At 69.5% G+C, this 22,295-nt stretch carries 19 protein-coding genes; 13 read left to right on the top strand and 6 right to left on the bottom strand.

Annotation, left to right across the window (positions count from 1 at the left end):
• Positions 1-332 (bottom strand): maleylpyruvate isomerase N-terminal domain-containing protein (locus C8258_RS31860; RefSeq protein ID WP_199195924.1); only part of this gene is annotated, 332 nt, incomplete at its 3' end.
• Positions 333-432: 100 nt separating this feature from the next.
• On the opposite strand from C8258_RS31860, the gene C8258_RS31855 reads away from it, so the two are divergent.
• The 6 genes from C8258_RS31855 (at position 433) to C8258_RS31830 (ending at position 8,304) form a co-directional block, all read left to right on the top strand.
• Positions 433-1,386: a YafY family protein gene (locus C8258_RS31855; protein WP_106958298.1), complete on the top strand. Its 954-nt coding sequence runs from the start codon at positions 433-435 to the stop codon at positions 1,384-1,386.
• A 207-nt stretch (positions 1,387-1,593) separates the two neighbouring features.
• Positions 1,594-3,888 carry a carbon starvation CstA family protein gene (locus C8258_RS31850; protein ID WP_106958297.1) on the top strand — a complete coding sequence of 765 codons (2,295 nt, stop codon included), beginning with the start codon at positions 1,594-1,596 and terminating at the stop codon, positions 3,886-3,888.
• 107 nt (positions 3,889-3,995) lie between these two features.
• Complete coding sequence (locus C8258_RS31845; protein WP_106958300.1) at positions 3,996-4,175, top strand: YbdD/YjiX family protein; 180 nt, start codon at positions 3,996-3,998, stop codon at positions 4,173-4,175.
• Between the two features lie 373 nt (positions 4,176-4,548).
• Positions 4,549-6,189, top strand: a complete 1,641-nt coding sequence (locus C8258_RS31840) for an AlkA N-terminal domain-containing protein (RefSeq protein ID WP_106958296.1) — start codon at positions 4,549-4,551, stop codon at positions 6,187-6,189.
• Positions 6,186-6,713: a methylated-DNA--[protein]-cysteine S-methyltransferase gene (locus tag C8258_RS31835; RefSeq protein WP_106958295.1), complete on the top strand. Its 528-nt coding sequence runs from the start codon at positions 6,186-6,188 to the stop codon at positions 6,711-6,713. Before C8258_RS31840 ends, C8258_RS31835 begins: the two co-directional genes overlap by 4 nt.
• An 88-nt stretch (positions 6,714-6,801) precedes the next feature.
• Positions 6,802-8,304 carry a carboxylesterase/lipase family protein gene (locus C8258_RS31830; RefSeq protein ID WP_106958294.1) on the top strand — a complete coding sequence of 501 codons (1,503 nt, stop codon included), beginning with the start codon at positions 6,802-6,804 and terminating at the stop codon, positions 8,302-8,304.
• Here C8258_RS31830 and C8258_RS33575 read toward each other — a convergent pair whose 3' ends face one another.
• Both C8258_RS33575 and C8258_RS31820 read right to left on the bottom strand, forming a co-directional pair.
• Entirely contained in the window at positions 8,305-11,991 is a 3,687-nt protein-coding gene (locus C8258_RS33575; protein ID WP_106958293.1) for an AAA family ATPase, read from the bottom strand. It lies immediately after the preceding gene.
• A gap of 22 nt (positions 11,992-12,013) precedes the next feature.
• The gene (locus C8258_RS31820; RefSeq protein WP_106958292.1) at positions 12,014-13,186 is read right to left on the bottom strand and encodes an exonuclease SbcCD subunit D; all 1,173 of its coding nucleotides are present in this window, start codon (positions 13,184-13,186) and stop codon (positions 12,014-12,016) included.
• Positions 13,187-13,306: 120 nt separating this feature from the next.
• Here C8258_RS31820 and C8258_RS31815 point away from each other — a divergent pair, with 120 nt between their 5' ends.
• Both C8258_RS31815 and C8258_RS31810 read left to right on the top strand, forming a co-directional pair.
• Entirely contained in the window at positions 13,307-14,443 is a 1,137-nt protein-coding gene (locus C8258_RS31815) for a DNA recombination protein RmuC (protein ID WP_106958291.1), read from the top strand.
• 58 nt (positions 14,444-14,501) lie between these two features.
• A complete protein-coding gene (locus C8258_RS31810) occupies positions 14,502-15,380 on the top strand; it encodes a DUF6542 domain-containing protein (RefSeq protein WP_106958290.1) in 879 nt (292 codons plus the stop codon).
• A gap of 159 nt (positions 15,381-15,539) precedes the next feature.
• Here the strand turns inward: C8258_RS31810 and C8258_RS31805 are convergent, their stop codons facing one another.
• Positions 15,540-16,547 (bottom strand): 4-hydroxy-3-methylbut-2-enyl diphosphate reductase, encoded by a 1,008-nt coding sequence (locus C8258_RS31805; protein ID WP_106958299.1) that lies wholly within the window; start codon positions 16,545-16,547, stop codon positions 15,540-15,542.
• A gap of 139 nt (positions 16,548-16,686) precedes the next feature.
• Here C8258_RS31805 and C8258_RS31800 point away from each other — a divergent pair, with 139 nt between their 5' ends.
• From C8258_RS31800 to C8258_RS31785, 4 genes are all read left to right on the top strand, one after another.
• A complete protein-coding gene (locus tag C8258_RS31800) occupies positions 16,687-17,478 on the top strand; it encodes a lipid droplet-associated protein (RefSeq protein WP_106958289.1) in 792 nt (263 codons plus the stop codon).
• A gap of 116 nt (positions 17,479-17,594) precedes the next feature.
• Complete coding sequence (gene xseA, locus C8258_RS31795; RefSeq protein ID WP_233225471.1) at positions 17,595-18,842, top strand: exodeoxyribonuclease VII large subunit; 1,248 nt, start codon at positions 17,595-17,597, stop codon at positions 18,840-18,842.
• Complete coding sequence (locus C8258_RS31790; RefSeq protein WP_036505013.1) at positions 18,839-19,066, top strand: exodeoxyribonuclease VII small subunit; 228 nt, start codon at positions 18,839-18,841, stop codon at positions 19,064-19,066. The genes xseA and C8258_RS31790 overlap by 4 nt, the downstream gene beginning before the upstream one ends.
• A 2-nt stretch (positions 19,067-19,068) precedes the next feature.
• Positions 19,069-19,413 carry a VOC family protein gene (locus tag C8258_RS31785; RefSeq protein ID WP_106958287.1) on the top strand — a complete coding sequence of 115 codons (345 nt, stop codon included), beginning with the start codon at positions 19,069-19,071 and terminating at the stop codon, positions 19,411-19,413.
• 47 nt (positions 19,414-19,460) lie between these two features.
• On the opposite strand, the gene C8258_RS31780 is transcribed toward C8258_RS31785, so the two are convergent.
• The gene (locus tag C8258_RS31780; RefSeq protein WP_369974858.1) at positions 19,461-20,024 is read right to left on the bottom strand and encodes a DUF4245 domain-containing protein; all 564 of its coding nucleotides are present in this window, start codon (positions 20,022-20,024) and stop codon (positions 19,461-19,463) included.
• Between the two features lie 184 nt (positions 20,025-20,208).
• On the opposite strand from C8258_RS31780, the gene glpX reads away from it, so the two are divergent.
• The gene (gene glpX / locus C8258_RS31775) at positions 20,209-21,255 is read left to right on the top strand and encodes a class II fructose-bisphosphatase (protein ID WP_106958285.1); all 1,047 of its coding nucleotides are present in this window, start codon (positions 20,209-20,211) and stop codon (positions 21,253-21,255) included.
• A gap of 90 nt (positions 21,256-21,345) precedes the next feature.
• Here the strand turns inward: glpX and C8258_RS31770 are convergent.
• Positions 21,346-22,295: hypothetical protein (locus C8258_RS31770; protein ID WP_233225470.1), on the bottom strand; the 950-nt coding region annotated here is incomplete at its 5' end.

Raw genomic sequence — 22,295 nt, 5'->3', positions numbered from 1 at the left:
GACAGGTCGGTGACAGTGGCCCAGGCGGTGGCGGTCTGGTCGAGGGCGGCGGAGATCAGCTCCGCGCCGGTGCCGTCGAGCGAGCCGGAGGGGGCGAAGGGGTCGTAGGCAGGGCCGGCGCCGACGCCGAGCGCGGCGGCGAAGGCGAGCTGATCACCGGCGGCGTGCTGGACGACCTGGGTGACGGTCCACTGCGAGCACGGGGTGGGCAGGTCCCACTGGGCGGCGCCGATCCCGGCGACCGCGTCGGCGAGGGCACGGTAGGAGTCGGCGACGACCTCGCGCCAGACGGGGGCGAGGACGGCGGCGGGTGCAAGGGAAGTGGCGTTCATCGGAGGGCCTTTCGTTCTTCGTTTTCGGCGTTGAACTCAGACTACGCAGCAATTAGGCTCGATTTCTTCCTAATAATCCGCCGCCGGGAAAGGCTTCGATGTGACCTCCACCACAACCCGGGTGCTGCGCCTGCTGTCGCTGTTGCAGGACCGCACATATACCGGACGGGAGCTGGCGCAACGCCTCGACGTCAGCGACCGGACCTTGCGTCAGGACATCGCACGGCTGCGGGAATTGGGCTATCCGGTCCATGCCGAGCGCGGAGCGGTCGGCGGCTATCGGATCGGCCAGGGCAAGACGATGCCGCCGCTGCTGCTCGACGACGACGAGGCGGTCGCGGTGGCCGTGGCGATCGGCCTCGCGGAGGACGGGTCCACCGGGATCGCGGATATCGACGAGAACGTGGCGCGGGCGCTCGCCAAGTTGGAGAGGATTCTGCCGGTTCGGTTGCAGCGCAAGGTGACAGCGTTGCGCACGGCCACCGAGATCGGTCCCGCGACGACCGGCTCACGCGAACCCGATGCGCCCGTGCCGGCACAGACTCTCGCCACCATCGCGTCCGCGATTCGCGGCACTCGGGTCCTGACCGTCGACGGCGGACTGCTCGAGCCGTATCGGCTGATCAACTGGCAACGCCGGTGGTATCTCGTCGCCTACGATCTCGAAACCCATTGCTGGCGTGCGCTTCCCGTGGCCGCCGTCGACAGCGTCGCGAGCGGATCCCGGCACTTCGCGGCCCGCTCGCTGCCCGAGGACGATCTCGTGGCGTTCGTGCTGCGGGAAATTGCCACGGCCGGTTGGCGGGTCCACGCCCGGGTCACGGTACTGGCGCCGGCCGAAACGGTGATCGCCCGCATCAACCCGGCCGTCGGCGTGGTGGAACCCGTCGACGCACAGTCGTGTGTGTTGTACACCGGCGCGGACACTTTGGAGACGATCGCGATCTACCTGAGCATGCTCATGATGGACTTCCGCGTCGACGGACCGCCGGAACTCGTGGACCATATCCGGACCCTGGGCCGGCGGTATTCGTCGGCTGTTCCGCCCGAATGACGCCCGGGCCGCCCGACACGCGACCACCTGCGTTTCCACCCTCGAGGCCGGGATCCGGTCCGATGAACAGTTCCTGAACGGGGTGCGGATACCAGGGAGGGCTCGCCCGATTCGGCGGGATTCCGCTACCTTGAGTCAGTTCCACCTGATGTCCGGCCGGAAGCTCCTCTTCGATCGGACCTAGACCAGCACGGGAGAGTAGCTCGCATGGCGACCATCGAATACCTCCGAACCGAGCCGGAGCTGCCTCCCGTCGGGATCGTCGACCGCCGGCCGATCACGCCCGCCAAGAAGGCGATCTTCGCGGCCGTCGCCGTCTTCGGTGCGGTCGCCTGGGCGATCCTCGCCGTCGCCCGCGGCGAGAACGTCAACGCGGTATGGATCGTCATCGCGGCGGTGTGCACCTACATCATCGCCTACCAGTTCTACGCCCGGCTGATCGAATGGAAGATCACCAAGCCGCGCGACGACACCGCCACTCCGGCAGAGGAACTGGAGAACGGCACCGACTACATGCCGATGGACCGGCGGGTCCTGTTCGGCCATCATTTCGCCGCCATCGCCGGCGCCGGTCCGCTGGTCGGGCCGGTCCTCGCGGCGCAGATGGGGTATCTGCCGGGCACGCTGTGGATCGTGATCGGTGTCGTGCTCGCGGGCGCCGTCCAGGACTATCTGGTGCTGTGGGCTTCGGTGAAGCGCCGCGGCCGCAGTCTCGGGCAGATGGCTCGTGACGAACTCGGTGTGGTGGGCGGTATCGCCGCGCTGATCGCGGTGCTGGTGATCATGGTGATTCTGCTGGCGGTGCTGGGCATCGTGGTGGTCAACGCGCTCGCCGCGACCAAGGGCGCCGACGGGCAACTGCACGGCGGCAGTCCGTGGGGTGTGTTCTCGATTTCGATGACGATTCCGATCGCGCTGCTGATGGGTCTGTACCTGCGCTATGTGCGGCCGGGCAAGGTCGGCGAGATCTCCGTCGTCGGATTCGTGCTGTTGCTGCTGGCCATCGTCTCCGGGCGCTGGGTGTCGGAATCCGGCTGGGGCCGTGATCTGTTCACCCTCTCGGGCACCACCATCGCGTGGATGCTGATCATCTACGGCTTCATCGCCTCGGTGCTGCCGGTCTGGCTGCTGCTGGCGCCGCGCGACTATCTGTCGACGTTCATGAAGGTCGGCACCATCGTGCTGCTGGCGCTGGGCGTGGTGATCACCATGCCGGTGCTGCACGCACCCGCGGTCTCCCAGTTCGCCGGGAACTCCAAGGGTCCGGCGTTCGCGGGCAGCCTCTTCCCGTTCCTGTTCATCACCATCGCCTGCGGTGCGCTCTCCGGATTCCACGCCCTGGTGTCCTCGGGCACCACGCCGAAACTGCTCGAAAAGCAGTCGCAGGCACGGATGATCGGCTACGGCGGCATGCTGATGGAGTCGTTCGTCGCGGTGATGGCGATCATCGCGGCCAGCATTCTCGACCAGCATCTGTACTTCGCGATGAACACCGGCGGCCTCACCAGCGCGCAGGCCGCCGCGGACAAGGTGAACGCCCTCGGACTCGGCGGGACACCGATCACCGCGAACGAGTTGAACCAGGCCGCCCACGACGTGGGCGAACAGGCGATCTACTCGCGCACCGGCGGCGCGCCCACCCTGGCCGTCGGTATGGCCGAGGTGATGCACAACTTCATCGGCGGCGCCGCGATGAAGTCGTTCTGGTACCACTTCGCGATCATGTTCGAGGCGTTGTTCATCCTGACCACCATCGATGCCGGCACCCGCGTCGCACGCTTCATGCTGTCGGACACGCTCGGTAACCTCGGCGGACCGGCCCGCAAGTTCAAGGATCCGTCCTGGCGGCCCGGAGCCTGGCTGTGCACCTTCGTCGTGGTCGCCGCCTGGGGTTCGGTGCTGCTGATGGGCGTCACCGATCCGCTCGGCGGTATCTACACGCTGTATCCGCTGTTCGGCATCGCCAACCAGTTGCTGGCCGCGGTCGCGCTGACGGTGGTGCTGGTGATCGTGATGAAGAAGGGGCTGTGGAAGTGGGCCTGGATTCCGGCGCTGCCGCTGATCTGGGATCTCATCGTCACCATGACGGCCTCGTGGCAGAAGATCTTCTCCGGCGACAAGAACATCGGCTACTGGACCCAGCACCGCATCTACAGCGACGCGCGGGACGCCGGGAAGGTGCTCGCGCCGGCCAAGAGCATGGCCGATATGGACAAGGTCGTACGCAACACGTTCATTCAGGGCTCGCTGTCGATCATCTTCGCGGTGCTGGTGTTGATCGTGGCCGTGGTCGGTGTGATCGTGTGTGTTCAGGCGGTGCGGCGCGGTGGTGGAGCCACCACCGAGACTCCGGAAGTGCCGTCGAAGATCTTCGGGCCGTCGGGCTTCCTCACCACCAAGGCCGAGAAGGAGGTGCAGCGCGAATGGGAGGAACTGGAACGCACGGGAGCGGTGAAAGTCCCCGGAGCAGCCCACGCGTCGACTCCGGAACCGGCGTCCTAGCAAGCGAATTCGAGGGTTCCGGCGCGGCAGGGGCCGCGTCGGCCCTGTCCGCCGCTACGGACGCGGCGAGAACGCACCGGCGGACCGTCGCGGTTCTCCGGGCGCCGCTGCGTGCGGTCCGGGCGGGAGCCCGCTATCTGAACGCGGTGCTCGGTGGCCAGGACTATCCGCGATATGTGGCACATCTGCGCCGGCGGCACCCCGATCGGCCGATTCCGAGCGAGCGGGAGTACTGGCGAGAGCGGCATGCCGCAGCCGACCGCAATCCCGGAACCCGGTGTTGCTGAGCTCGCCGCGGCACTGATCGGTGGCGGCCGGGCCGATCGATGTGGCAGCCGAGAACGGCCCCGTGCATCCGGCTCGTCGGGCTGTCGAGCCCGATAGCGAGGCGGGCCGGTTCCGGTCCGCTCGCGCGAGTGCCCGCAGATCCGCCGGCCGCAACGTTCGCGTGTGATCTGCGACCAACCGCGCACAACTCATCCGGCGACTCCGGCCGACCCGAAATCCTTGCGACGCTGCGGAATAGGCCCTTTGCGGCGGTTATACGCAGCTGCTCTCAGTCGGCCGACTATTGATAGCACACAGCTATGTCGCTGAAACGTTGTCCCTCGGGGGTAGTTGTCTGATTCCCGCTAGCGCAGGCGGCCTCGGGCTGACAAGGTGGACTGCGTGAGTGTGAACGGTCTGGACTTCGAGCGCTGTTATCGAGCGGTGGCCACCCGCGATGCCCGTTTCGACGGACAATTCGTCACGGCGGTGCGCACCACCGGAATCTACTGTCGGCCATCGTGTCCTGCTATCACTCCGAAGCGTACGAATGTCACGTTCCTCCCCACCGCGGCCGCCGCGCAGCAGAGCGGATTTCGCGCCTGCCGCCGGTGCCTGCCCGATGCCGCGCCCGGCTCACCGCTGTGGAACACCCGCGCCGATCTGGCCGCGCGGGCGATGCGGCTGATCGCCGACGGAGTGATCGAGCGCAGCGGCGTCCCGGGATTGGCCGACAAACTCGGCTATTCGCAGCGGCAACTGACCCGGGTACTCACCGCCGAACTCGGCGCCGGTCCGCTCGCCCTGGCTCGCGCCCATCGCGCTCACACCGCCCGGCTGCTCATCCAGACCACGCGAATGCCCATGTCCGACATCGCCTTCGCGGCCGGTTTCGCCAGCATCCGGCAGTTCAACGACACCGTGCGCGAGGTGTTCGTGGTGAGCCCGACCGTCTTGCGCGAGGAGGCGCGTCGGTTGCGCGGCGACACACTGCCCGCCACCAACGGCGCCCTCACCCTGCGCCTGCCCTATCGCGAACCGCTCGATGCGAGCTGGCTCGAATGGTTCCTGTCCGCACATGCGGTCCCCGGCTTGGAGAGCTGGGAGGACGGCGTCTACACGCGCAGCCTGCGCACCCCGCACGGACATGCCACGGTGCGCGCGAGCATCCACCCCGGCCATGTACGCGCGAGCCTGGCGCTGCACGATATGCGCGATCTGGCGCCTACGGTCGCGCGGATCCGGCATCTGCTCGACCTGGACGCCGATCCGGTCGGAATCGACGCCGCACTCACCGACGGCTTCGGGCCCGGCGCGCCGGCGATCGGCGCGGGCATCCGCGTGCCCGGCTGCCTGGACGGCTCGGAGTTGTTGCTGCGCACCATGATCGGACAGCAGATCTCGGTGTCGGCGGCAACCACGCACACCGCCCGCCTCGTCGACGCGCTGGGTGAGAACGTCAACGGCCCCATGCCGCGGCTCTTCCCCACCGCCGAGGCCATCGCCGAACGCGGCGCCGACGTGCTGACCGGACCGGCCCGGCGGACCGCCTCGATCGTGGGCGCCGCCCGTGCGCTCGCCTCGGGTGACCTGCGACTGCACGCCGGCCGTACCGCCGCCGACGTACGCCGCGATCTGCTCGCCATCGACGGGGTCGGCCCGTGGACGGCCGACTACGTGACGATGCGCCTGCTCGCCGACCCGGACATCCTGCTGCATACCGATCTCGTGGTCCGGCAGGGCGCGGCCCAGTACGGGATCGATCTCACCGACACGTCGCGATGGGCACCGTGGCGGTCGTATCTGTCGATGCATCTGTGGAAGCGCGCGCTCTCCGAACGCACCGCGGTGGCCGGGGCCGGGGCCGCGCGAGCGGCATTGGCACGCAACGGCGGATACCCCGCCGGGCGCGACGACGCCACCCGGCCCGCGCCCGCCCGTGCCGCACTCGACCGTCGTGGCGACGTCGCCCGTCCCGGAGCCGCTGCCGCCGATGCCGGCCGTCGCACGGCCTATCTGGGCGCGCGGCGATGACCACCGCGGATTACGCGACGGTCCCGACCCCGATCGGGCCGTTCACGGTGATCGCCGATGCCGACGGCGCGGTCCTCGCCTCCGGCTGGACCGCTGATGCCGAGGGGCTGCGCGGACTCGTCCACCCGCAACTGAGACCGGCCGCGCTGCGCCGCTACGACGCCCTCGACGAGCTCACCGACACCGTCGAGCAATACCACCAGGGCGAACTGGATGCCATCGACGGAGTGGCCGTACGCCAGGTGTCCGGCCCGTTCCTCGAACACGCCTGGTCGGTCCTGCGGGCGGTACCGGCCGGCGCGCCGATCACCTACACCGCGTTCGCGCTCCGGTCCGGCCGCCCGGAGGCCATTCGCGCCGCCGCCAACGCGTGCGCGCGCAATGCGGCCGCGCTGTTCGTTCCGTGCCACCGGATCCTGCGTACGGACGGATCGCTCGGCGGTTTCCGCTGGGGGCTGGGCTGTAAACGCTGGCTGCTCGCCCACGAGCGGGCGGCGGAGGACAAGGCCCAGCTCACGCGCTGAGCTCGCGCCTGCCCTGGATCCGGCGCACCGAACTCGTGCCGAACATTCGGTCCGGCGGGCAGAATGCGGAACGACGAAGGAGTTCTGCATGGAAACGATCGTGTCGGTCACAGGTGGCAAGGTCCGCGGCATCACCGAGAACGGGGTGAGCACATTCCTCGGCATCCCCTACGCGGCCGCGCCCGTCGGTCCGGCCCGATTCGATCTGCCACGGCCGGTCCCGGAATGGGACGGCGTTCGCGATGCGCTGAGCTACGGCGCGACCTGTGTGCAATCGCCCTATCCCGCGCCGATCCACGCGCTGATCGGCAGCGACGGATTGCCCGGTGACGAATACCTGAATCTGAACGTGTGGACGCCCGAGGCCGGCGGATCCGGCCTGCCGGTCATGGTGTGGATTCACGGCGGTGCCTTCACCCGCGGCTCCAACGCCCGCACCATGTACGACGGCAGCACCTTCGCCCGCGACGGGGTCGTGGTGGTGTCGATCAACTATCGGCTCGGGATCTCCGGCTTCGCCGCCGTACCCGGCGCACCGCTCAATCGTGGCCTGCACGATCAGATCTTCGCGTTGCGCTGGGTGCGCGACAATATCGCGGCGTTCGGCGGCGACCCCGACTCAGTGACCGTCTTCGGCGAGTCGGCCGGCGGGATGAGTGTGGTCGACCTGCTGACCGCCGCGCCGGCGCGCGGACTGTTCCACCGCGCGATCGTGCAGAGCGGCAACGGTTCCGCGGTGGCCGAGGCGGCCGACGCGGTGAAGGTCGCCGAAAACCTCGCTCGCACATTGGGAATCGAGCCGACGGCCGCGGCCTTCGGTGAACTCGGGCCGGACCGGCTGCGGACCGCGCAGGACGCGGTGGCGCTGGAGTTGATCACCAATCCGGATCCGAACCGATGGGGCCGCACGGTCATCGACAACGGTCTCGGAATTCTGAGTTTCTTCCCGGTGATCGACGGCGAACTCATCGAGGACCGGCCCGTCGACGTGCTGGAAGCCTCCACCGGCCACGCGGTTCCGTTGATCATCGGCTGGACGGCCGAGGAATTCCGGTTCTTCACCTTTCCGACCGGCATCGCGGCCACGCTCACCGACGAGACGCTGGGGCCGGTGCTGGCGCGCTACGGCGTCGACCCCGCCGTGGTGGAGGTGTATGCCGAGCAGCGGCAGCAGGCCGCACCCGCCGACCTCTTCGCGGCCGTGATCACCGATATGGTCTTCCGCGACGATTCGATGCGCATCGCGGCAGCCAACACCGCCGCCGGGGAGCCGACGCATGTGTACGAATTCGGCTGGCGCAGTGGAGTTCCCGACCTCGGTGCCTGCCACGTGCTGGAGATCCCCTTCGTCTTCGACAAACTCACCGAGGCACATCCGCTGACCGGACCGAACCCGCCGCAGCCACTGGCCGACGAAATCCACCGGGCCTGGGTCGATTTCGCGACGCACGGCGATCCGGGTTGGGCGCCGTTCGGAACGGACCGGCAGGTGCGGAGGTTCGACTTCCCGAGCTCGACCACCGTGCCGGATCCGCACGCCGCGGAGCTGCGGGCACTGCGGGAATCGGGCAGCCGGTTGCACCGCGAGTGATCAGGCGACGATCGTACGCAGCCGGGAGCCGGTCGGTTCCCGGATGACATGGAGGCGGCTGGGAATGCGCTGGCGCATCTCGTCGACGTGGCTGACCACCCCGACCACCCTTCCGCCCGAACGCAATTCGTCCAGTACACCCATCACGGCGTCGAGGGTGTCGGCGTCGAGGCTGCCGAATCCCTCGTCGATGAACAGGGTGTCCAGGACCAGGCCACCGGATTCCGCCGCGACCACATCGGCGAGGCCGAGAGCCAGTGACAGCGAGGCCATGAAGGTTTCGCCACCGGACAGTGTTTTCGCGGGACGGACGGCGCCGGTGTAGTCGTCGCGGATGTCCAGGCCGAGACCACCGCGGCGGCCGCGCGGCCCGGCCGCATCGGAATGGACGAATTCGTAGCGGCCGCCCGACATCCGCCGTAGGCGGGCCGAACCGGCGATGGCGACCTCCTCCAGCCGCGCGGCGAGTACATAGGAGCGCAGGGACATGCGGCGGTTGTTGGCGCCGCGTCCCGCGACCACGTCGGCGAGCCCCTCGAGTTCGGTGTGCGCCTGCTGTAGCGGGGCGATGCGGTCGGCCGCGGCCCACAGCTGGCTGCCGAGGTCCTCGAGTTGTGCTACGCGGCGGGTGCTTTCGGCGTGCGCGGCGACCGCGGCGTCCAGCGCGCGGCGCGCCTCGGCCACGGCCGCCTCGACCTCGGTGAGGTTCACCGCGTCGGCGTCGGCCGCGGCCCGGACCGCGGGTTCGGCGAGAACCGCTTCGGCGTGCGCGCGGCGGCGGTCGGCGGCGACGAGCTCGGCCTCCATCTCGGTCTGCTGCTGCGGGGTCCGGGTCGCGGCCGCGACGACCTTCGCGTAGGCCGCGAGCACCGTGTGGTCGGGCGCGTCCGACGCCGAGCGTTCCGGCTGCGGCTCGGCGGCGACCTGCAGGTCGGCGGCGCGGGCCGTGTGTTCGACGCGGCGGGCGAGGTCGACGAACTGATCGCCGGCGACGGAGGCGTCGGTGCGGGCGGTGAGCAGATCCGTGGCATCGGCGATGAGCGCTTCCAGGCGGGCGCGGCGACGCTCAACCGTGCCGTCGGCACCGGCGGCAACCCGGACTCGCTCGGTGAGTTCGGCCAGCCGCCGATCGGCGGACAGAATGCGTTCCTGGACGGCGCTGCCGCGGCTTTCGAGTTCCCGCAGGCGCGTGTGCAGTTCGGTTTCGGCGGTGCGCAACCGCTCCACCTCGGCGGTGCGATCGGCGGCGGCGCTCGCCTGCTGCTGCGCGGACCGGAACTGCTCGGTCGCCGCGTTCACGGCAGCGGCCAGTTCCGTGTGGTCGCCGTCGCCGCCGCGCTCCACGAGCAGTTCGATCCGCCGTTCCAGTTCCGTGCGGCGGGTGAGCGCGCGGTCGCGGCGCTGTTCGGCGTCGCGTTCCGCCTGTACCGCCGCGTCCTCGTCGGATTTCGCGACGGTGACGGCGGTGGGCCGGGCGGGGGCCGGATGGTCGCCGGAACCGCAGACGCTGCACGGTTGGCCCTCGACGAGCGCACCCGCCAGCTCGGCCGCCATACCGGCGAGACGGCGTTCGCGAATATCGAGGGTGCGCTCGCGCGCATCGGCGTGTGCTGCGCGGGCCCGCTCGAATGCCTCGGTGGCCGTGGACAATTCCTTCCGCGCGCCCACCAGCTCGACCGCCGCCTCCGCCGCGGCACGCGTGCGCTCGCATTCGCGTTCCAAGCCCGGCAGCGCTGCCCGCGCATCCGCCGCCTCCCGCAGCGCCACCTCGGCCGAGCGAATGGCCTGCGGCAACTGCTCCCTGCGCTGCGCCAGCTGTTCCAGCTCGCGCGCGGCGGCGGCGTATTCCGTTCGTAGACCGGCCAATTCGGTGGTCAGGCGGACGGCGTTCTCCGCGTCGGCGCGGACCTCTTCCAGGGAGCCGATATGTGCCGACCACCGTTGGACAGCGGCGTCGATACCGCGCGGAGTCGTGGGGTGCACAGTGTCGTCCGCTGCGCGCGGGTTGTCGGATTCGTCGGCCGGGGCATCATCGACCGCACCGGGAATCTTCTGCTCGGCCGACGGGCCGGGCTCATTATGGGCGCGGGCGGCGGGGCGAGTCCGGTCACTGCGCGACGCCGCCGTTGCGGGGCGGACGAGGTCGATGGAGAACAACTCCAATTCGACCGGCTCGTCCACCGCATCGTGCTCCTCTGGCGGAGGAACAGAGAGGGCGAACAGCGTTGCGCCGTCAGTTGTTTCGGCGTCGCCGTGGTCGGTCGCCACTGTGGCCGCCGTTTCCTGAGGCTCGTCCTCTGCCTCCGCGGCCTCCCCGGCATGCGCTTCGCTGGAGGGGCTCCATTCGGCCACCATTACGTCATGTGTCGACGCCGGGGCGGCTTCCCCCGCGGCTTGTCCGTGGCCGGCGGCCGTGCCGGTCGGAACCGATTCCGCCGCGGATCGGTCGCCCTCGCTCGAGCTCACCGAGTCCAGACCGTGGCGGCTCTCGCCTGCGGTGGCGGCGGCGCCCTCTTCGTCGGCGTCGGCGCGGCCGATCTCCGGAATGGCCGTCAGTTCCTCGGCCAACTCGGTATCAACCAATTCAGCAGCGGCGAGATCGCTTGCTGCCCAAGTTGTTCCGGGAAGCTCGGCGGATTCCGGTTCGAGCAGCCGGACGGCCAGGCGTTCGGCCAGGTCACGGGCTTCGTCGGTGCGGCGGCGCAGGGCCATGGCGGCGGTGCGGGCGTCGGCGAGCGCGGCAGCCACCGGTTCGACGCGGCGGGCGCGGTCCAGATCGGCCTGCAGCCGGTCGCGATGGGACGCGCCGGTGGTGTAGTCGTCGAGGTAGCGGCGGGCGATCGCGGCGCGTTCGCGACGCTCCTGTACGCGGCGATGTTCTTCGGCCGCGGACTGCCGGCGCGCCGAATCCTGCTGGCAGCGAGCAAGTTCCGCCGCCGAACGCTCGGCCTCGGCGCGCGCCTGCGTAAGGAGCTGCTGTGACCATTCCACGGCCTCGAGCGGGCCGACGGCTTCGGTGGCGCCCAGGCCCGCGGTAATCGCGACCTGGGCGATCAAGCGGTCGACGCTCTGGCGGTGAATGTCCAGCTGCGCGCCGCTCTCGCGCCGCCGCTGCGCCAGCCACTGTTCGGCCGTGCCGAAGCGCTCGGTGTCGAACAGTCGCTCGAGCAACTTCTCCCGATCCTCGTTGTCCGAGCGCAGAAAGCGCGCGAAATCGCCCTGCGGGAGCAACACCACCTGGAAGAACTGATCGGCACTCATCCCCAGCAGCCGGCTCACCTCGTCGCCGATATCGGGGATGCGCGACAGATGTTGTCCGCGCCCGTCCAGCCATTCCAGTGTCGCCGCGGCTTGTTCGGTCCGCATACCGGTGCCGCGCTTCTTCGGCCGCTCGAACTCCGGCGATCTGGTCAGGCGCAGCCGGCGACCGCCGAGCGTCGCCTCCAGCACCACCCGCGGCGCGGTCTGCGCATCGGCGTGGTCGGAGTGCAGGCGCTTACTCTCGCCCCGCGCCCCCGGCACCCGGCCGTAGAGCGCGAACGCGATCGCGTCGAGCACCGTCGTCTTCCCCGCGCCGGTATGGCCGTGCAGCAGGAACAGACCGTCGGCGCCGAGCTCGTCGAAATCGACCCGGGCCGTCTCGGCGAACGGCCCGAAGGCCGTGAGCTCCAGCCGATGCAGCCTCATGCGGCCCCCGTCCGGGCGTCGGTCATGCCGACAACTCCGCCGAGGCTGCCACCACTTCGGCGACGGGTTCGCGCCCGGCCGCGGACAGTGCCTGCTCGATCAGCGCCATCTCCCCCGCCGTCGGTTCACCGCGCACATCGCTGAGAAAGCTGTGCGCGATCTCGCTGTCGCGGCGGCCGTGTACCCGTTCGCGGTAGCGCAGCTGCGCATTGCCCTCCGGGCGAGACCATTCCACGTGCACCGCGTGTGGAAACCGCTCCCGCAGCCGGCGCAGCGCATCGACGGGGCGGGCGTGATCGGTGAGCACCGCGGAGACGTAATCGTCCTCGGCGTCGGCATATTCGGCTGCGGACAGCAGCTCGTCCAGCACACCGGTCAGCTGGCGCAGTCCACGCACCACCGGCAGATCGTGGCGCTGCACCGATACCAGCCCGGCGGCGTCCAGATCGACGATCCACACCGCCTTGCGATGCGACCGCTCCGCGAACGAATACGGCAGCGGCGAGCCGGAATATCGCACCGACTCCGACAACGTCTGGGGTGAATGTAGATGGCCCAGCGCGACGTAATCGATGCCCTCGAACGCGCTCAGCGGAACGGTCTCCACCCCGCCCACTGCGATCGAACGTTCCGAACCGGTCGCCTCGGCACCGACCACGAAGGCGTGTGCCAGCACCACGGTGCGCGGATCACCGCGGCGTTGCCGGTCCGCACGGATACGGGCCAGCGCGGCATCCAGAATCTCGGCATGCGAACGCGCCTGCGGCACATCCAGTTCCGCGCGGGTGATTTCGGGCTCCAGATATGGGATGCCGTAGCAGGCGACGGGTCCGTGCTCGTCGGTGAGCACGACCGGCCGATCCACCTCCGCCACCGACGTCCGCAGATGCAGTCCGCCCGCCGCGGCGAAGCTGCCGAGGGCGCCCAGCCGAGTGGGTGAATCGTGATTACCCGAGGTCGCGACGATCGTCGCTCCGGCGGCGCGGATCGCCTCGAAACCCTTGTTGCACACCGCTATCGCGTCCGCGCTCGGAATCGACCGGTCGTAGACGTCACCCGGTACCACGACCACGTCGACCTGCTGCGCGGCCACGAGTTCCGCCACCGCCTCCAGCGCACGCGCCTGATCGGCCAGCAGGTCGACACCGTGAAAGGTGCGCCCGATGTGCCAGTCCGAGGTATGCAGCATCCGCATGTGGGAAGAGGCTAAGCCATCTCACCGACAAGGTTGAATCGCTTCGGCGTGTCGACGGGTGATGCTGGAGAATTGCCGGGATCCGCGAACTTGTCGGTGGGATAGGGCACTATCGGGCGCATGACCGCATCGATGCTGTTCGCGTTGTTGTTGGTGTTCTGCGCGGGGGCCGGCCTCGGGTGGCTGGGCCATGCCGCCCGGGCGGGACAGCGGGCGGCCACGGCCGAAGCTCGGCTCGCGGCGCTGCGGGACAACGAACAGCTGCTGCGGCAATCGCTCGGCGCCGCGAGTGCGGATGCGGCACGGCACAATTCGCAGGCCATCGGCACCCTGGTCGAACCGCTGCGCGAGGCCCTGGGCAGTTTGAACCAGCACATCCAGCAGGTCGAGCACCACCGCATCAACGCCTACTCCGGGTTGCGCGAACAGGTCGCGGGGATGCAGCGGATCTCCCAGCAGTTGTCCACCCAGACCGGCGAGCTGGTGTCGGCATTGCGCGCACCACAGGTGCGCGGGCGCTGGGGTGAGATCCAGCTCGAGCGGGTCGTCGAACTGGCGGGGATGGCCAAGCACTGCGACTTCGACACGCAGGTCACCGCGAGCGGCCGCGACGGCCTGATCCGGCCCGACCTGGTGGTGCGGCTGGCCGGTGACCGCCAACTGGTGGTCGACGCCAAGGTGCCGCTGACGGCCTATCTGGACGCCACCGGGGAAACGGATCCGCGCCGGCGCACCGACCATCTGGCCCGGCACGCCAAACACCTGCGCGCGCATGTCGACCAGCTGGCCGGCAAGGCGTACTGGGAGGCCTTCGATCCCAGCCCGGAATTCGTGATCCTGTTCATCCCGGGCGATCCGTTCCTCGACGCCGCACTGACCGCCGATTCCGACCTCCTCGAATACGCGTTCGGCCGCAACGTGATTCTCGCTACACCGACCACCTTGATCGCATTACTGCGCACCGTCGCATTCGGCTGGCGACAGGAGGCACTTTCGCGAGACATGGCAACCGTTCAGCAACTGGGCCGGGAGCTCTACACCCGGTTGTCCACCACGGGCAGCCATCTCGACAAGCTCGGCACCCAACTCGGTAAGGCCGTCGACGCTTTCAACCACACCGTGGCCTCGATCGAGTCGCGCGTGATGGTCACCGCGCGCCGGCTGCACGATCTCGACATCGGCGATCGCGCCGTACCGGCAATTGCTCCCGTCCAGTCGTGGCCGCGCGCGGTAGGCTTCTCGGACACCAACGAGTAACTCCGGCAGCAGCCCGGCCTCGACACACGTTCCGGCCGCGGCAGATAGTGTGCTTTACGTGGCAGCTACCCAACGCGAGCGATCCGATGTACCCGCCTCGCACCTCTCGATCGTCCCGTCGGTGCCCGGCATCCCCGCCGGCGCCGCGGTGTTGATCGCGGTGGCGTGCACTTTCATCGGATTTTTCATCGACTCCGGAAACAGCGGCAAGGAGCTGACCCATGTGTTCGCCGCGTTCTACATCATCGGATGTGTGATCGCGGCATGCGTGGTGCGCTATCGCGGCCTGTTCACCACCATGGTGACCCCGCCGCTACTGCTGTTCATCGCCGTCCCGCTGGCCTATCAGCAGCTGACCGGGCACAGCTCGACCTCGGTGAAGGACATTCTGCTGAACCTGGCCATTCCGCTGGTGAACAGATTCCCGACCATGGCGCTGGCGACGGTCCTGGTGCTGGGCGTCGGCGCCCTGCGGGTGTGGCTGTACCGCAACGCCGACACCACTGCGCGTCCCACCCGGGAACGCGGCAGCGACAGCTGGAACCCGCGTTCGGCCGCCGGCCGTGCGCGTCGCGCCCGTAGCGAAGCCGCCGGCGGCGAGACCCTGCGGCGTAGCTCCCGCGGTCAGAAGCGCGGCGCGGAGGCCACCAAATCCGCCAAGGCGCCCAAGCGTGGCGATTCGGCCGCTCGCGGATCCGGGACGGCCAAGCGGGCCGCGGAACCGGAACCCGCACGGGCGGCGCGCCGCACGGGCGGCAAGGTGGCCGAACGCCCGCCGCGTGTCGCCGCGGCCGCGTCCTATCCCCGCACCGGTGAGCGCACCCGGACCGCGGAACGCACCCGAGTCGCCGAACCGCAGCCCCGCCGCGGCCGGCCGCAGCCACCGAGCGATGTGCCCCCGCACCCGCGGCCGAACGTGCGCTACCGCGACCGCTGAGCCGAACGTCACGGGCGCCGAACCGGTTACGGCTCCGCCCGCAGCGGTCATCCCCGAAATCCCCACGCCCACTCATCGCCTCGCCCCGGCGGGCCGTTACCGTTGCGCCCCAAGCGTTTCCGCGATCGCGCGGAAACGTGGAGATGCAGCGAGGGAGACTCAGCGACGGCCGGTGGTGCGCAGTTCTCGCGGGAGGGCGAAGACCAAGGTCTCGTTCGCGGTGGTGACGGGCTGGACCTCGCCGTAGCCGTGTTCGGCGAGGAGGTCGAGCACGCCGCGCACCAGGATCTCGGGAACCGAGGCGCCGGAGGTGACACCGACGGTGGTGACGCCCTCGAACCAGGCCGGGTCGACCTCGCGGGCGAAATCGACCAGATAGGAGGCGCGCGCGCCCGCGTTCAGGGCGACCTCCACCAGCCGCTTGGAGTTGGAGGAGTTGCGGGAGCCGACGACGATCACCAGATCGCATTCGGGCGCCATCGCCTTCACCGCGACCTGACGGTTCTGGGTGGCGTAGCAGATGTCGTCGCTGGGCGGGTCCTGCAGATTCGGGAAGCGCGTGCGCAGCCGCTGCACCGTCTCCATCGTCTCGTCCACCGAGAGCGTGGTCTGCGACAGCCAGATCACCTTGTTCTCGTCGCGCACCTCGACGCCGTCGACCGCGTCGGGGCCGTCGACCAGCTGAACGTGGTCGGGCGCCTCACCGGCGGTGCCCTCGACCTCCTCGTGGCCCTCGTGGCCGATGAGCAGGATGTCGAAGTCGTCGCGGGCGAAGCGCTTGGCCTCCTGGTGCACCTTCGTCACCAGCGGGCAGGTCGCGTCGATGGTGTGCAGATTGCGGGCGGCCGCGGATTCGTGCACAGCCGGCGACACGCCGTGCGCGGAGAAGACGACCACCGCGCCCTCCGGCACCTCGTCGGTCTCGTCGACGAAGACCACGCCGCGCTCGCGCAGGGTCTCGACCACGTGGCGGTTGTGCACGATCTCCTTGCGCACGTAGATCGGCGCACCGTGCTTCTCGAGGGTGCGCTCCACGGTTTCCACCGCCCGGTCCACACCCGCGCAGTAGCCGCGTGGTTCGGCGAGCAGCACCCGCTTGCCCGCGCCGGCACCGACCGCATCGGCCGACCGGGCGATTCCGACATTCAGGGGGATAGCCGAGGACATGTTCACAGCTTACGTGCGCCGGCCGACGGGGAAAGTCCCGCCCGCGAACCGCGGGTACGCCGGTGTGGCGCGACGCGCGACAATGGAACACGTGAACTCTGTTCTTTGCATCACCGGCCGTTTCGGGCAGGCTAGGGACATGTTCCGACCTCCCTACCTGGCCCGGGTCGCCGCTGGGGCCGCCGTCTACGCCCTCGAGGAAACTCGCCGGTTACCCACTGTGGCAATCCATCTGCCGATCACCGCGATCAGCCAGTTGCTGCAGACCTCGATGCATCTGCAGCAGTTCGTGACCAGCCTCGCCCTCAAGGGTGACGAGGTCTTCGACCGGCTGGCCAATCGCCCGGTGGAGCAGCCGGAATGGGCCACCTTCGACGAGGACCTCGACGACGAGCAACCGTTCGGCAGCGGCGATTTCGGCGCGCGGGGCGACCGCGATCTCGCCGCCCGGCTCAGCCGCTTCGATCTTTTCGCCGAATCCGACCCGGCCGCGGGTGTCCCGGAACCCACGGCGCCGGTCACTCCGTCGGCGACGAACGGCTATGCCGCATCTCACACTGCGGAATCGGACACTACGGAAGCGGCCACCGCCGAAACGGACACGGCGGAGACCACCGCCGCCGATGCCGTCGAAACGGGGACGAACTCCGTCGAAACGACCGGCGAGGACACGGACAACCCCGGAACGGACAACCCCGGAACGAGCAACCCCGGCACCGCGGCGCCGGCGGAACCGCGTGGAGTGGTCGAACCCGAGGTCGCCGCCCGGTACGGCTACGCGAATATGACGCTGGCTCAGCTGCGGGCCCGGCTGCGCATGCTCAGCGCCGAGGAGTTGGCCGAACTGCTGGCCTACGAGCAGCAGACCCTGGACCGGGCGCCGTTCGTGACCATGCTGACGAACCGGATCGCCACCGTGCAGGCCAAGTGACCGACTCACACGCCGACGCGCCGGCCGCCGGGGCACGAGCCTCCGGGGAACCGGCGCGTTCTGCTGCCCGCCCCGCCAACTCGGCCGAACAGCCGTGGCCGGTGCGCACCATCGCGATGAAGGTCGCGCAGTGGATCGACCGGCTCGGCAGCGTCTGGGTGGAGGGCCAGATCACCCAGATCAATCTGCGCCCCGGCACCCGCACCGCGTTCCTGGTGCTGCGCGATACCGCCGCCGACATGTCGCTGTCGATCACCTGCGATCCGCAACTGCTGCGCGCCTCGGCCGTCCCGCTGCAGGAGGGCAGCCGGGTGGTGGTCTACGGAAAACTGTCGTACTTCACCGGCCGGGGCACGATCTCGTTGCGCGTCACCGAGATTCGCCCGGTCGGCATCGGCGAGCTGCTGGCCCGCATCGAACGTCTGAAGGCGCTGCTGGCCGCGGAGGGGTTGTTCGATCCGCGGCTGAAGCGGCCGATGCCGTTCCTGCCCAAGGTGATCGGCCTGATCACCGGTCGCGCCAGCGCCGCCGAACACGATGTGGTGACCGTGGCCCAGCAGCGGTGGCCCGCGGTCCGTTTCGAGATCCGCAATACCGCCGTGCAGGGGCCGACCGCGGTGCCGCAGATCCTCGACGCGCTGGCCGAGTTGAACGAGCACCCGGAGGTCGAGGTGATCGTGCTGGCGCGCGGCGGTGGCAGTGTCGAGGATCTGCTGCCGTTCTCCGACGAAACCCTGTGCCGCGCGATCGTTTCCGCGACCACCCCGATCGTCAGCGCGATCGGGCACGAGCCGGACAATCCGCTCTCGGACTACGTCGCGGACCTGCGCGCGGCCACCCCCACCGATGCGGCCAAACGGCTGGTTCCCGACGCCGCCGCCGAACTCGCGGGCGTCCGGGAACTGCGCGCCCGTTCGGCCGCGGCATTGCGCGGCTGGGTCGATCGTGAGGCGCGCGCCCTGCAGCAGCTGCGCTCGCGCCCGGTACTGGCCGATCCGCTGCGGATTCTGGACCAGCGCCACGACGAGATCGAGCGGCTGCGCACGGCGGCCCACCGCGCCGTCGACCACTGCCTCACCAGCCAGGCCACCACCGCGCGCCATCTGCGCGACAAGCTCACCGCGGTGGGCCCGGCCGCCACCCTGGCGCGCGGATACGCTGTCGTGCAACGGGTTACCGGTACGGAGCGCCACGTCGTCCGCGCCGTCGCCGACTCCCCGCCGGGCACACAATTACGTATCCGGGTCGCCGACGGCGCGATCAGCGCCGCGGCCCTGGGCAGTCAGGCCCTCGCGAATCCCATACCGGCCCAGCGGGTTACGGAACGGCCGGCACCGGCGTCCGAACAGGAGGAATCGTCATGACCGAGAGCGACGTCACCGAAATCGCGACCTTCGGCTACGAACGCGCCCGCGACGAACTGGTCAACGTGGTGAAGATGCTCGAACAGGGCGGAATGGACCTCGACGATTCGCTCGCCCTGTGGGAACGCGGCGAGGCACTGGCCAACCGGTGCGAGGAACATCTCGCCGGAGCCCGCCGCCGGGTCGAGGACGCCCTGTCCCGGCGCGGCGGAGACCAGGACTGAGCATGGATATCCGTCGCGTCGTCCCGGATCTGCGGGTCGCCGATATGGAACGGGCCCGCGCCTTCTATCGGGCGCTGGGCCTCGACGAGGTGATGGATCTCGGCTGGGCGGTCGGGCTGGCCTCGCCGAGCAATCCGACCGCGCAGATCCTGCTGATCGACGCCGACGCCGAGGACCCGCAGCCGGATATCAGCGTCGAGGTCGCCGATGTGGACGCCGCGCACGAGGCGATGGTCGCGGCCGGGGCCGAGGTGGTCTACGCGCTGCGGGACGAGCCGTGGGGTGTGCGGCGGTTCTTCGTCCGCGATCCGGACGGCACCGTGGTCAACGTCGTGAGCCACCGCTGAGCCCGCGCTCAGGCCCCGGTAGCAGGGGCTCGAAGTTGTAGCAGCGCTCAGGGCTGCAGCGGGGCCGCGGCGTCCACGGCCTGCGCGAGCGTCAGATAGGCCGCCTCGTTGGCCGCCCCCTTGAGCAGCACGCGGCTCTGCCCGAAGTCCGAGATCCAGGCCGACTCGCTGCCCTGCACGTGGTACACGGTCCACTTCTGATTGCCCACCATCCGGGATCCCGACGGGCTGCGGGTGTCGACGACGTGGGCGGCCAGCGCGCTCTCGCTCGCATTGCTCTGGCTCAGCTGCAGGTAGGTGCCGTTGGAGGTGATGAAACCGACCGTGCTGACGGTGCCGCCGCCGGATCCGGTGACGGTGTCACGGCTACCGGAATTGGCCTTCCAATCCCTCGGCACCGCGGGGTCGCGAATCGGGAAGGGCAGCGCCTTGGCGTCGTCGTGCAGGGCCGACTGGACGTCGAAGTTCGGCACCTGACCGGGCGTGGGTCCGTGCGCGGAGAAGCTGCACTGGCTGGCCACCGCGGCCAGCACCACGCAGATCAGTACCAGCGGGATCAGCGACCAGATCAGATCCCGGTAGTCGTTGAGGATGCGTGGTTTCTGCGACACGACCCAAGTATCCACGCGCCGCCGAACCCGCCGAGCCTCGCCCTCGGGCCGGGAGGCCGACATCACAGCGGTCCCCACCGGCGCGGACGCTCTTCCCGCGAAGTGGAACAGCAGTACCTGAATGGCGGATCCGACCGTTCTGCGACAATTCACGCAGCAATACACAACTCGAGGAGGCACCGTCATGACGGCACCCACACCCGCAACCAGTCGCCGCCGCGAGGCCCCGGACCGCAACCTCGCATTGGAGTTGGTCCGGGTGACCGAGGCCGGTGCGATGGCCGCGGGCCGCTGGGTCGGCCGCGGTGACAAGGAGGGCGGCGACGGGGCGGCCGTCGACGCGATGCGGCAGTTGGTGGCCACCGTCTCCATGCGCGGCACCGTCGTGATCGGTGAGGGCGAGAAGGACGAAGCCCCGATGCTCTACAACGGCGAGGCCGTGGGCGACGGGACCGGTCCCGAGGTCGACTTCGCCGTCGACCCGATCGACGGCACCACGCTGATGTCCAAAGGGTCCCCGGGTGCCATCTCGGTGCTGGCCGTCGCCGAACGCGGCGCCATGTTCGATCCGTCGGCGGTGTTCTACATGGAGAAGATCGCGGTCGGCCCGGAGGCGGCCGATGTGATCGACCTGTCCGCCCCCATCGCGGAAAACCTGCGCCGGGTGGCCAAGGCCAAGAATTCGCTGGTCTCCGACCTCACCGTCTGCGTGCTGGACCGGCCCCGCCACGCCCGCCACATCCAGGAGGTTCGCGACGCGGGTGCGCGCATCCGCCTGATCTCCGACGGCGACGTCGCCGGCGCCATCGCCTGCGCCCGCCCCGAATCGGGCACAGACATGCTGGTCGGCATCGGCGGCACCCCCGAGGGCATCATCGCCGCGGCCGCGCTGCGCTGTATGGGCGGTGCGCTGCAGGGCAAGCTGGCCCCCACCGACGACGCCGAGAAGCAGAAGGCGCTCGATGCCGGTCACGATCTCGACCGCATCCTGAGCACCGAGGACCTGGTCTCCGGTGAGAACGTCTTCTTCTCCGCCACCGGCGTCACCGACGGCGACCTGCTGCGCGGCGTGCGCTACTACAGCGGCGGCGCCTCGACCCAGTCGATCGTGATGCGCTCCAAGTCCGGCACCGTGCGCATCATCGACGCCTACCACCGCCTCACCAAGCTGCACGAATACGCCTCGGTCGACTTCGTCGGCGACGAGGACGCGATTCCGCCGCTGCCGTAACGTTGGCCTCCGCTTCGCTGCGGCGGGGTTTCGGCCCCTTGGCCTCGATGGGGCGCTCCGGGGAGGGAACGCGGTGGCGGGGCCGGCGGTTCACTGCGCCGATTCGATCATCAGATACTCGAGGCGGGCCGTGTCGTCGGCGTTGTCACCGATGTCGACGACGGCGACGAACTCGCGGTCTTCCGCTCGGCGCTGCAACAGGCCCCACGAGTGGGCGAGATACCAACCGGCACCGGTGGTTCCGCGCGGTCCCAAGCCGGCGCAGAAGATCCGGTATCGGCCAGGGTGCAGATCCGGATCCGGTCGCACTCGCGCGATGACACCGACGCTGTGGCCGTCGCGCGAGCCGTACCGGCTGCCGTCGGCCAACGCCACCTGTTCGATGCGACGACCCCGGCCGTCGAGATCGAACAGCGGCCGGTCGACGCTGTCGAAATACCTTCGTGTGCACGCGTTGCCGGTGAGTCCGAAGCTGATGTAAGGGCGCTCACCGTGTGCGACGACCTCGCGATCACTGCGGACGTCGGCCGAGAAACCGGCATGGCGCTGGAGCATCGACAGCACGTACAGCAGCCCACGAAACTCCTTCTCCGGCAAGGCCGCCAGCACATCCGAGCGGTGGTCGGCCGCGATTGCGCGAATCTTCCGCTCGAACGAATGCCGATCGGACACCGCGAGCGCCCGGCGTGCGCGCGCCGACCGCAGCGGTAGCTTGAACGCCGGATACACGAGAGTGACACCGCTGGTGAGCATCTCGGCTCCGAGAAAGGCCGCGAGTTCGACGTCGTCGGGCGGAAGATCCGGCTCGTCCACGCCGATCGCGACCGGTGTGGGCTCGGTTGCCGTCCGGAACAAACTCTCGATCGCCCAGCCGGGGAACATCTCGGCCAGCACCCGGCAGTGGTAGTCGCGTGGAAGCCCGACCATTTTACCCGAAAGCCATTGATAGAACTGCGTTTTCGCGGGCCCATAGCCGGGCGCTCGCGGTGCCCGATCGGCATTCGTTCGAGCGGAAGATTCGCGCAATCGCGGCCGACCAC

The sequence above is a fragment of the Nocardia sp. MDA0666 genome (assembly GCF_003023875.1).
Lineage (GTDB): Bacteria > Actinomycetota > Actinomycetes > Mycobacteriales > Mycobacteriaceae > Nocardia > Nocardia aobensis.
The sequence above is the reverse complement of the archived record's forward strand: the minus strand, read 5'-3'. Positions and strand labels throughout refer to the sequence as shown.